At 50.7% G+C, this 12,068-nt stretch carries 9 protein-coding genes; 1 reads left to right on the forward strand and 8 read right to left on the reverse strand.

From position 1 onward, the window contains the following. The first annotated feature begins 15 nt into the window (after nucleotides 1-15). A complete protein-coding gene (locus N7E02_RS19425) occupies nucleotides 16-1,329 on the forward strand; it encodes a glycosyltransferase (protein WP_286579272.1) in 1,314 nt (437 codons plus the stop codon). A 388-nt stretch (nucleotides 1,330-1,717) separates the two neighbouring features. Here the strand turns inward: N7E02_RS19425 and N7E02_RS19430 are convergent, their stop codons facing one another. The 8 genes from N7E02_RS19430 to N7E02_RS19465 all read right to left on the reverse strand — a co-directional run bounded on the left by N7E02_RS19430 (nucleotide 1,718) and on the right by N7E02_RS19465 (nucleotide 11,880). After that, the gene (locus tag N7E02_RS19430) at nucleotides 1,718-2,608 is read right to left on the reverse strand and encodes a class I SAM-dependent methyltransferase (protein WP_286579273.1); all 891 of its coding nucleotides are present in this window, start codon (nucleotides 2,606-2,608) and stop codon (nucleotides 1,718-1,720) included. A gap of 614 nt (nucleotides 2,609-3,222) precedes the next feature. After that, entirely contained in the window at nucleotides 3,223-4,038 is an 816-nt protein-coding gene (locus tag N7E02_RS19435; RefSeq protein WP_286579274.1) for an ABC transporter permease, read from the reverse strand. 159 nt (nucleotides 4,039-4,197) lie between these two features. Further along, nucleotides 4,198-6,384, reverse strand: coding sequence for a glycosyltransferase (locus N7E02_RS19440; RefSeq protein ID WP_286579275.1), 2,187 nt, complete (start codon nucleotides 6,382-6,384; stop codon nucleotides 4,198-4,200). A 1-nt stretch (nucleotide 6,385) separates the two neighbouring features. Continuing rightward, nucleotides 6,386-7,279, reverse strand: coding sequence for a glycosyltransferase family protein (locus N7E02_RS19445; protein WP_286579276.1), 894 nt, complete (start codon nucleotides 7,277-7,279; stop codon nucleotides 6,386-6,388). A 224-nt stretch (nucleotides 7,280-7,503) separates the two neighbouring features. After that, nucleotides 7,504-8,781 (reverse strand): KpsE/RkpR family capsule polysaccharide export protein, encoded by a 1,278-nt coding sequence (locus N7E02_RS19450; RefSeq protein WP_286579277.1) that lies wholly within the window; start codon nucleotides 8,779-8,781, stop codon nucleotides 7,504-7,506. A gap of 24 nt (nucleotides 8,782-8,805) precedes the next feature. Further along, entirely contained in the window at nucleotides 8,806-9,459 is a 654-nt protein-coding gene (locus N7E02_RS19455; RefSeq protein WP_286579278.1) for an ABC transporter ATP-binding protein, read from the reverse strand. A 96-nt stretch (nucleotides 9,460-9,555) separates the two neighbouring features. Continuing rightward, entirely contained in the window at nucleotides 9,556-10,281 is a 726-nt protein-coding gene (locus N7E02_RS19460) for a KpsE/RkpR family capsule polysaccharide export protein (protein WP_286579279.1), read from the reverse strand. A 534-nt stretch (nucleotides 10,282-10,815) separates the two neighbouring features. Next, nucleotides 10,816-11,880, reverse strand: coding sequence for a type 1 periplasmic-binding domain-containing protein (locus N7E02_RS19465; protein WP_286579280.1), 1,065 nt, complete (start codon nucleotides 11,878-11,880; stop codon nucleotides 10,816-10,818). Between the last annotated feature and the right edge of the window lie 188 nt (nucleotides 11,881-12,068).

Raw genomic sequence — 12,068 nt, forward strand, 5'->3', positions numbered from 1 at the left:
GGCATTCTAACGACGGTGTATATCCGTACAAACGCAGAACTCTTTCAAGAAACAGCGGACTGCGTAATCGAAGAGCTTGAAGCGTTAGATGAATGGGTCATTCTCGCTAACGGGCCTGTACCAAGTGACGTTGATGATATCCTTCATGCGCTAAACGAACACGACAAAATCCGCGTGCTTCGTTGCCCCGTGAATCTGGGAATACATGGTGGCACGCGGGAATGCCTTGACGCGGCGAAGGCTGATTTCCTTATGGTTCTCGACGCCGACGATCTACTAAAACGAGGATCCGTCGCCACAATTCGCGAAGCTATTTCTGCAGATAAAGACGCGCAGATTTTTTACACTGATGAGGATCTTCTTATAGGCGGTAAGTTCGTCCATCCTTTCTATCGGCCGGACTACGATCCTGCTCAAATCAGAGCTCACTCCTTCATCTGGCATGCTGTTATCTTCAACCGGAATACGGCGCTGGAATTAGGCACATTCACAAACGGAGATGCCGAGTACGCTCAAGACTGGGACAATATACTTCGGTTTGAACTGGCGGGGTATCATGCAGTTCACATCCCAGAAGTCGTCTACCATTGGAGGCAACACAGTCATTCACTTTCTAACAGCGGCGCTACGTTCGAGGGGAGCATCAAGTCCGTTCGAAACTCCCTAAATATGATCCGATTGGCGCAGACCGATCCAGACAATTTCGAGGTAGCTAAGTTTCCCGGGGATATGGGGTCGCCAGATTTCTTCATCCGTCGTTTGCCCAAAAATGTTCCAGATATCTTTGGGGTGCGTTTGGGAGAAGGAAGCATGACCGGCATTGACTTCCTTACCGAGAGTGATGAACTGCTTGTATCGAGGGGCGCGTCAGGCGCTCGGGCACTCGCTGACCGACTGGCGAGCGTGACTCAAGATATCGTTGCCATGATTGGACCAGGAGTCGATCTTGTCTCTGAGAACAACATTCTTCATGGTCTGCGCCATTTGGAAATGATCGATACTGCTGTCGCTGTATGCGGTCCCGTTGCAAGAAAAAATGGTTCTATTGTTCGTGGAGCTGGTGTTTACACATCGCCTACTATGATCGCCGATCCATTCGTCGGACAATCGTTCCTTCATCGCGGCAGCGAAATGCTCTCAATGCTCAAGCCGGTATGCGTAGGTGCGCCCAACGTTGATCTTATTTTGGTAGATCGCCAGTTCCTGGTAGAGGCCTTGGACCGAGCGCCCGAGACGCTTCCACTCCGCAGCTTGGGTATATGGATGGGCCTATTGGCGGAGCAGAGGGGCTGCATACGGTATATGAACCCTTGTTTAGGGGATTCGTGACAAGCCCAGATGATTTGATCTCTGATGTAATGGATAGCAAAACATGTGCGCCTTCGGTGTTAGCGCAACGCGCAGACCTGCCTAGAAAAAGATCAGTGAAAGGGCATGCGGCAATGCTCACATCACGGAAAATCCATTCACGCTAAAGCTCCGTGCATATTATTTTTCCGATCACGGATCAGATATAATCGCCGACGTAATCGTATTTATGCGCATTGTCTCTAACCCTCGGTACTGAGGGTTAGAGACAGCGGTGTCCACAGCTAGCCTAGCGTCGGCACAAACTGGTCGTGGACGAGGCATGAAATTGCGGTGATGAAGTCTATCGAGTGCCGTTCACGCTGATCTTGCGAGACAAAGAAAGTCTTGTTTTGGCCTCGCATAAGCGTCAATCAGCTTCGGTGGCGCAGATAAGCGCGCTTGACGCCTTCCCGAAGATTATGACGTCCTGTCCGTCATCGGGGTCAGGGTGAAAGCTGGACCACTGTCCGAAAAGTCGATTGGTTAGCCTCATGCCGTTGGCTTCCAGCATTTCCAACCAAGCCTCTTTTGTGAATGCTACTGCAGCCAAGGGCCGATCTGGTTTGTTGATCCTGCAACCCTGCTCTATCTCATGATCAAATCGAAGATCGAAGATAGTGCGGTTCGTATTCCTTGATGACGTGAGGATGTCTTCATCGTAGATGAAGGTCGACGCATAGACTAAACCATCATCATTTAGGACACGGCGGAACTCTCGGATATAGTGCTCGATGTCAGCCCTATAGAGATGAGTGAAAACCGAGTAGAGGAAAATGCGATCGATAGATCCGTCCGCCAGAGGAAGGACTATGTCGGTGGTCTTGGTCGCTCCGTCGGCGTTGTGGAGTTGGTCTTCGACATCATAGTGAATAAAATGGAAGTTCTCGTTCTTGGCGCCGATGTTATCTTGGCACCAGGCTATGGACCTCCAGATGATATCGACACCGGTATAGGATCCGGTTGTAAGGTATTCGGAGAGAGGGATGGCATCACGCCCGATGCCGCAGCCGATCTCAAGAACAGCATGGTTGGGAGTTAAGCCGGCCCATTTTTTGAGGTTGCGCTGGTGATGATTGGATATCTCTTCGAAGGTTTCAGGTCCTCCGCCGGTCATCATCATCAGGTCGAGGGGAATATCATAGCCTTTGAAGCGGAAGTGTCCGGCGGGAACTACGCTTGCGTCCTGCACATTTTCCTCAATTGCACCAGATCCTTCTGCCCTGCTGAAAAATCTATCAACTAAAAAGTTCAAGACCATAGATTATCCCCTCCAGAAAATCTAGCGAAGTCGCCAGTATATTAGAGATCAATATAAAAAGATATTAGAGAGAGGGTCGGAAGAAATTGGAGTTTCACGATTATCCTCTCTGAAAACATAGATGGAAATCACTTTTAGGTCAGAGCGCTCGTGCGGTGTTCCCGGGGGGCGGTTCAACCATGCTATCGTTGACTGGCGGCGTGTTTGTGGGTCTCGGTGTCTGGGCCGAGAAAAGCCGGCAATACTAACTAAAAGTTATTTGTCGTCGAAGCAGGCCAAGGCTGGTGTGGTCACTGCAGCCGTGGCGAGTGGCTGGCCGCAACAATCTTATTTGTCGCACTGCCACATCGGCAGGTCCGCAACTGGCCTACGTGTATTTGCTCACCTAGCATAGATCTCGCGATTGGGGGAGCTTGTATCTACTCGCACCCTGTGACCTGATTGATGTAGCGATATACTGCTTGAAAACAGCTTGGATGCGGACACGGTCGCGCGCACGTTGCATCACATTTCAACGTGCGCGCGACGAACGCCTCTGTGTCCCAACTCTCAACAGAGGATCTGACGCGGATAAACATAATCCGAACCTATCCGACTTTTGACGACTGGAGTTTCTATCCCTCCAACAACTTCATGCGCAACAGGCGTTCAAGTGTTAAGCCGATGAATAAAGACGTTAACCCGAAACCGATGAGATAAGTCTTGCTGACAAGTTTATCGCTGTAGGTTTCAAAATAGGCTGTCCTCATCCACTCGACACCCTGCATTACCGGGTTCCACGAGAGTGGAATAGCAATCTCGTCGGGAAGGGCAGGTGCTACAAAAAGGGTACCTGATCCAATATAGACGACAATCAGGAATAGCGCATATACCGTCATCATAAAATTGGCGGCCATTACTAGAACGCCGATAATCGTCCCAACTCCGATTGCGAGTAGTAATGTAGCCAAATAAGCATACACAGCCTGCTCCCAGTCGTAGGGGAACGGATTGTCTCCCATAAGTAACAATATGACTGTGATGAGCGATAACGTTAACGCCGCACCGATCACCTCAAGAAATGCGCGCGCCGCCATGATGTCGAGCATTCTGACGACTGGGAACGCCAACATCGGCTTGTTGAGAATGAGTGATAACGACATAAAGCGGGAAACATACATGAACAGCATTGTCGGAATTAATCCGGTAACGAAGAACACGTGGAGGCTTTCACCAAAAGGTGCCTGCCGGCCTGTGAACGAGTAAATCGTTAACAGAATCATCATGTGCCCAAGTGGCCAGAGTGGTACGAGCAAGAAGCCTAAGCCGTGGTCGAAAAAACGCGTTCGCACATCTCTGAGTATGACCGCATTCATGACATTTAATTTCTGCTGAAGCGCGAAACGGAAAGAGCTTGTTGGCAGCCTAGCTTGAGGGTGATTTACTTGCATGGTCGCGACCTAACTGAATTCTCGTTCTTAACGCCCTGTCGGTCTCACCGACCACATATCTAGGTTCGAAATAAGTGCCCGGCCGGGAGTGGTCGTAACTTTATCCTACTAGGGAGCTTCGGGCGCCTACCAATTTTCCCGGCCTGACATCGGTCACCGTCAAAGATCGTAGTCCCAAGGCCTGGCGGAATGCAATTTTTCTGGAATGGCGAGGCGCGGAGTAGATCTGTCCTTGGTAAAATTTGGATTGCTGGCCGGATCGTCGAAGGTCAGTGTGCCATGTAGATCGCGAAGATACTGCTTTTCCTTTTCAAATCGTATCTTCTTTTCTTTGCCTACCTCTGCGCCTCGTGACAATGACTCATGATGGCAAAGGCAAGCGAAGGGCGTCCATATGATCCGGAACCCGAGCTTGTGCCCACGTAGACAATAGTCGACGTCATTGTAGGCTACCGCGAAGTGCTCTTCATCCCAAGGGCCTAGCTCAGACCAGCAGTCTCCAGAAATTAGCATGACCGCGCCGGTTACACAGCTCATTGAGCTTCGAACATGTAAACGGTTCATAGGGCCGCCATAGTCACCGGATTGATTGAGATACCAGTGACCCGCGAGTCCTCCGAAGCCCACCACGACACCTGCATGCTGTATTGTGTCGTCTGGAAAAAGCAGTTTCGCCCCGACAATGCCCGCCTTTTCGAACTTAAGACATGACACCATTTCCTTTAGCCAACTCGGCTCAAGAACTTCAATATCGTTATTCAAGATCAAAAAGTGTTCGCCGCTGGCAAGGCGCTGTCCGCGATTGACCGATCGAGCGAAATTAAAGGTTTCAAGAACGATCTCAGCCTTAAAGTTATGATACCGCTCTCGATATACGTCATATAGCGCGAGCACGGCTGGATCGGTCGTGCCGTTATCGACTACAATAACCTCGAAATCTGGATAGTCCGTCTTATCAAACAAGTCTTCCAGTATCCGCGTGATTAAGGCGGGGCTATCTTTGCTCGGTATAATGATTGATACTTTAGGAAAAGTTGAATCTCTCAAAAGAGGTCGGTGGAGAGTTGGTGTCAACGCTGCACCTACCTCCGTTGGCAGGCCAGATCGTCCTAGTCTGTCGGCAATCGCTGCTCGAGCGTTTTTAGTTGCCCGTTCCAGGAACTTCCGAGAATAAGTAGTACCCGTACGCCGCCACCAGTAGGCAGGATAGGGCAAGTGCAGAACGTCTTCGGATCCTACGCCGTCAAGATACCGTAGTAGTAGTTCGTAGTCCTGAGATCCATCGTACCCCTCCCGAAGATAACCTATCTCTTTCAAGCGGTCATGACGGTACAAGGACAGATGATTAATATAGTTGACGCCGGTTAGGAGCACGGGATCGTAAGCAGGCTTAAGCATCGCGCCGCTTAGTTTGAGCCCATCATCGACCACAAGCTCGTCAGTATAGATAAATGTGGCATTGGGATTGTCGGCCAATGCGCGCCTGATAACCTTAAGTGCGTGAGGTCCCAGCAAATCATCGTGGTCGACGAAAGTGACCCACTGTCCCTTAGCCATTGCCAGGCCGTTGTTCGTAGCCACGGCAATGCCGCCGTTATGTTCGTTCCGGACAACCGTTATGTTTTCACGCCTGGCAGCTGCCGACAACGACCGGTGTGTCTCCTCGGATGTCGATGCATCGTCACTCAGGATTAATTCCCAGCCGCACTCGTCCTGGCTTTCGAAGGAAGCGATTAGGTCGTCTAAGTATCGCGCAGGTGCGTTGTAAACGGGAACGACTACGCTAAGCCAAGGTGATGCTTCTGATTTGCCGATGGGTTGCAGACGGGCTGCGAGATTATACGTTGAACGGGCGAAATCGTCGATAAGCGGCCGTTTATTGATCGAAAACGCCGGCAATCTGAATCGAAATGGTGGGACGTGTATCACTTCTGGCTGACTAGCTGTGCTGATGTCCGGAATGTTCCCTACGTAGGCTTCAGCCTCGGAAAGCGAGCGAAATGCTTTCGCAGTAAACTGGAAAATCGCGTCACTATGACATGGATCTATGCGAACTCTTCGGCCATTGCCGACACTGCTCAACTTAAGCGTTATGACAAAGCGTTCGCCTGGCGTGAACGTGACTGCATCCTTTTCGCGGAAGCCATGGCCTTTATCGAAGTAGATCTTGGGATGAACCATCTGACCGCCGGCCGCGTAGATCTCCACCACAACGTAAGGGCGGCGGATGAAACCGTAGCGCAGGACAAAAGCTGGATCATCTCCAGTGGATGCCCAAGTTTGCCTCTGCACCTCCGCTCCATCCAATAGCTTGAGGTCGTTGTTCGGAATAACCCTCAAAAGCACCCTACTGACCCTTCAACTGATTTTTTTTTCTTGATTCAAAAAACTCTAAAGGAAAGTGGGGCGTTGCCATCTGTCTCATCTTTTCCAAAGACCCTAAGGTTGCGTTTCGCGCTGTAGTCCGGCGGTTCTGGTCTTTAACCAAGATGTCGATCGCGGACAGCCAAGCGTCTGGCGTATTTTCCACGTGTAGCTCTCCGTCTGTAGCGCATCGATCAAAAGTTTCCGACTTCGAAAATATTGCCGCGGCTTTCATGCGAGCTACGTCGATGCGCTTGGTGTCTGAGCGGCAATTGTTTGTTCTGCTGTCCAGAAGCGGAACGAGAGCTATGTCGGCTGGCTCTGTAGCGGTAAAGGATACGTAGTCAGGCCACGATAGGCCGCTTCGAAGTTTGAAGCGATCCTTTGGTAAGTCGAGCTTCTGCCACTCTTCTGCCAATTTCCCATCGGCGATCACTTCAAAATGGAGGGAGGTATGCTGTTCCATTGCGCGCATCACTATCGGCCGCAGGAAATCATGCTCCCGATGATGAATGCCGGTGGCATGGTAGACTAGTTTCAATGGTTTCTGGCTGTTCTCTTTGTTATGGGTAAGCGATGGCTGAAACATCTCGGGAAACGGCGCCACCACAAGCGGGACATGTCCAGGGCGTTCGAATCTCCGAGAAAGCTCTGACGTTGAGACCCATACGGCATCTAGCATCTTGTTAAGGCGCAAAAGAGGTCTGATGCCGACGCGGATGAGCCGCAGCTTATAGCGCAAAGTTCCGTCACATCCACTAACGATGGATGCAAGGTCGTCATCCACGAAAAGCACCACGCCCGCGAGCAGGGGGCGGCTTTGCTCTATCCACCGCAACTGTTGGGACGTGACATAGCGGCATATTACAACGAACATGCCGGTTGGATCCAGGCCCTCTAAGTCATCCTTAATATCACGGATTTGGAAAGGGTAGGGGCCGATCCTTAGCCGTTCCTCCATATAGTAACTGTAGGTCGGATTAGGGTGTTTGGATATCACTAATATGCTGGTTACGGCTGGAGCCGCGTTCTTACCATCGAACCTCGATTTTGGTTTGGGTATGAGGCTATAGAAGATATCTCGGGAGGGGCGCATTATCGTTAGTGGATCCTGCTCCGGCCAACGGAAAGAAGACCAACAGCGAAGCCCCAGATTATCAAGCTGGCAACAAATGTACACGCGATCCAGAATATGCGTCGCGGATATTCTGCCGCGTCAGCGAGGGTTGGCTTGAGAAAAGTGTCTAGATAAATCAGCTGCTGTTTGCTGATGAACTGTACCTGTTCCAATGACTTTACCGAAGATGCGAATTGCTTCTCTGCCAAGCTTTGCTCAAGTTCCAGCTGCGACATGCCGAGTGCGATATTGGCAAGATTGGGCGATGCGTCCATATTTTCAGTCGCCCCCGCCAGTTCTGCTTTAAGTTGTTCTACTTGCTGTTCCTTTGCCTTGATCTCGCGATCCAGAACACGCATTTGGGGTGCGTTTGTTGATACGGTTACCGACTGCGAGGCATAACGCTGTTGGAGGCTAAGCAGGTCCTTTTGAACCACACCAAGCAATCCTGTGACCATGCTTGACGAGCCGCCAACGTCGAGGATTCCAGCCTTGTTACGGGCTGCCTGCAATTGCTCCCGAGCCGCCGTTAGCCGAGCGGCCGCGTGCTCGAGGTTGTTCTGCGCCGTCACAATCACATCTTTCCAGATACGATCGTTGACATTATTGACGACCTGTTCCGATGCCTTGACTACTTTCATCAATATTGACTGGGCTTCCTGCGCCGAGAACGCTTTAACAGTAACCGTGACGATTCCGCTTTTAGCGCTTACGGCTGTGGTCACCATATGAGACCAATATTTCAAAAGCTCTTCAGCTTTAGCGTCAGTATGAAGTCGTGCCCAGATGTCGACTGTTTTGCGCCCGTAGGTTCTCCGCAGTATGTCATTCTCCATAAGCGCAGAAACCATCTCCCCGCTATGAATGAAATTTGTAACTATCAAAGTATCCTGTACGATCTTCGCTGTAGGCAGCCCGGTGACTTTTGCCAGTTGGTCTTTGCCTATAGCTGGGGTGGAAGAGCGCACCGTAAGCCTTGTCTCCGATTCATACTGATCAGAGGCGAAGTAGCCGTAGTAGGCAATTGCGATTAGGTTAGGCGCAATTAAAAGAAGAACAGTCAATAGGACAAAAGCTGCACTGAAGAGGCGATCAATCATCCGTGGCCGTAAGCCGACTGATTTGAAGAGTGCACTTCTATTTGACGTCGCCAGCCGCAGCTTCCGAGCTGTGACGGACAGCTTTTTTGCAACATCGCGGTTGTAATCCAGTGCTCTGCCGCTTGAGCTATGGGAAAGCCCTGCTTCCGATTGGTCGGTCATCGCGAACCGTGTGCTCCCTTACGCCTACCTGTTTAAGCGATAGTAGGCTTCGATTGCAGGCTCAACAGTTTCGAAAACCATCAGCCTGCCGTCCACTAGAACCATCGCTCGGTCGCAATAACTCTTGATCGTGTCCATACCATGCGAAATCATTATCACATCTGCATTTTTTCTTCTGTTTTCAAATGCAATTCTGCACCGCTCTTGAAAGCGTGCATCCCCTACCGCCGTTATTTCATCGACGAGATAGCATTCGAATTCTATCGCCATCGAAAGCCCAAAGGCTAGGCGAGCATTCATGCCGGACGAATACGTTCTCACCGGGGCATTGATGTAATCTCCCAACTCGGCGAATTCCTCTACAAAGCGGCTGACGCGAACGGGGTCCTCACCATAGGCACGTGCTACGAAATTCAGATTGTCTCTGCCTGTCATGTTCGGGTGAAATCCGCCGGAAAAACCAAGCGGCCATGAAACACGCACGTCTTTTTTTATGGATCCAGAATTCGGCAGAATGGTGCCCGCAATCATTCGCATGGTTGTCGATTTTCCGGCGCCATTGACACCCAAAAGTCCGTACGAATAGCCGGATTGAAAATCGACAGTCACCCTATCAAGGATGACTTTGCGGTGCTGCTGCGTCTTGAAAAACTTGGAAACATTCGTAAAGCGGATCATTTCCTACAATAGTCCTTGCACAAGGCTTCGAGGGAGGGCTTCTTCCATTGCAGGAGCCGTCCGTCTTATCGGGCATTCCTCTGCCAAGTTTGCGCTCTAAAGCTTGTGGTCCTCAATTGACGCCCAAAGCAACATCAACGTGGCCCAAGCCACTACCAGCGCCAGTCCAATGAAAAGAGGTGTAGAGATCCGTTTGGGATACAGGGCTTCCTCTGGTATGGTCGGATGGACGAAGACCATTACGTAAAGCGCCTTGCGAAGCGATGCTGCAAACGCAGAGTCATAATTGTTGCGAGACGCCTGATAAAGGTTTTCCGCAACCAGCCTATCCGTTTCAAGCTTTGAGAAAGAGAGAATTGCGTTAGCTATGCTTGCATCTTCAGGACCTGTAAGCTGGCTTCGTAAATCTTCGATCTGATTGTCCAGACTTCCTCGAGCACGAACCAGTTGATCGTAAGCTGGCGACCCCTCGGCTCCAGATGTCTTTAAAACAAAGAGCCTTGTTTCCAGTTTTAGCCTCTCAGCCATCAATCCAGTCAGCAATTTTCCGGTTTCATTCGCTTGGATCTCCGGGCTTAGCAAACCCGCGCTTTGCTGAAAGCGGTTTAATGCAGTGAGAGAATCCGAATAGAGCTTTCCTGTTCTCTCCACTTCTCCGCTTATGCTCGCGATCATATCACGCTGCGCACGCTTGTTGAGCTCATTGATAAGCTGCTCGCTTTCCGCGAGAATTGCCTCCGCCAGCAGTTTTGCATCATCCGGTTTGAAGGCTCTGACTTTCAGAGTGATGATACCGGATGGCCCGTCGATATAGGCCGTCACCTGATCCTGCCAATAATCTAGGAATTCTTCCGTCGATTTCGGTTCATCGAAGCGCGAAAAAAATCGATCTCAGGGCCCGTAAACATTGATCGATAATCAAGCTTCTTCCCTATCCGTTCAAGGAGTTCGTGGGAGTGGATGAAGCTTGTAACGACGAAGGCATCTTGGCTCGCTGAACTCAGACTGAGTACATCGCTGTCGACATTGTCTTTTGAGTTTTGCTCGGCGAGTGATCTGACTGCAAATCTTGCTTCCGCAGTATATTGATCACTTGCAATGAACGCGAAGTAGTAAAGTATGACGCAGAATGGAATGAGAACTATCGCTAAGAAGGAGGCAGCGCGGATAGGTGGCTTGCCTCCTGTAGATGTTGCCAGGACTTCATCATCTACAGAGCTCAGGGTAATTACATCGTTGCGATCTGCCTTCCGAACAGCGTTCTGTTTTCGCCAAGGAGTTAGTGAAAGGAGACCTGCCGGCTTCATAGTTGCCGGCCGATTCGAGGTGTCTTTTTCTGCAATCTTGGTCGACCTGCTAGTGCGCATCTTCGTTCCATGAGTTCGGACGGGCCGACATCATCGCCTGCCTGACATAGTGGTCAAAAATAAGGTCCTCTTCTAGCATCAGCTCCGCAAGCGGCAGCATTCGCAGCCTGTCAGCTAGCTCCTTGAGCAGCATTTGCTGCGGTGGAATAACGAGCTCGTCTGTCGGAATGCCCAGCATTTCTCCGACGGCTTGCCGAAAAGAGGCCGCATCCTGGTGGTGGCCGACGACCGTAAATTGCGAGAGGAGATCAATCGCTGGAGCTATCTCACGCCGCGTTATCCGCTGCTCCGGCGTGGTGGTCGTGAGTTGCCTCGTAATTGGCGAGGAAAGAACGCTAGTTACTTTGCTTGGCGCCTTTTTGAGAAGAGATCGAAGTGTACCTAGATCATCGAGATCGGCTTCGGCGAAATATTCTGCTGCAGTTCCGAGAATAAGTCTGTCGCGTTCGCCTATAAATGAAATCGGCGTCTTTGCCATGCGCTTCAACAGAAATATTCGCACGGCCATCTCGTAATAAGGGTCAGGCAGCATAACGATGCCCTCGAAGCCCTTGGCCAAAAATTCTTCGTAATTGCGCATCAACAGACGTCCGCTCAAGTATATAGAGCCAACGGCATTGAGATGGAAAACCTGCAGTGTTGTCTCGTGGCCGAGGCGCTCAGAAGCAAAAAGCTCATACTGAAAGAACCGGCCGCAGTGCTGGTCGAAACGGATCATCGGTAATAACTGCGTCTCCAGCCTAACGATTTTGCGAGGCAACGGAGAGATACCGATGAGGCGTTTATAAATAAGAAGATGTGACTTCGCGTCATGGATCATCAGCCCTTTGCGATCTGCGAGGTGCGGAATGACAGCGTCGTCGAGTCGAAAGCCGACCATTCCAGTCTCGTGGCGTCCAGATGCTGCAACCTGGGGCCTTACATCGTTGCAAGCAAATACACCAATCTCTCCGTTCTCATCCGAGACACGAATATGAGGGATTTCGGAAAATCCATCTGGAATCAGATAACCGCCAACTAAGCCACCGTGGTCAAACTCGATATTAAAAAGCATTTTTGCCCCAGTAAACGCTGCGGCGATGGGCCTTAACCAAGGTTTTTCTATGCGGCGTCATTTGGTGGCGTAACGGCACATAATCAATATCGTGCAAGCTTTCAAACAAGGGGTTTGCGTCCTTCGCGCCGGATTCGTGTCACGAGGGCTTAGATAAGATGCCACGGTGCCGGAAACCCGGATCTCTG

It is taken from the genome of Terrirhizobium terrae (genome assembly GCF_030323265.1).
Classification (GTDB): domain Bacteria; phylum Pseudomonadota; class Alphaproteobacteria; order Rhizobiales; family Rhizobiaceae; genus Neorhizobium.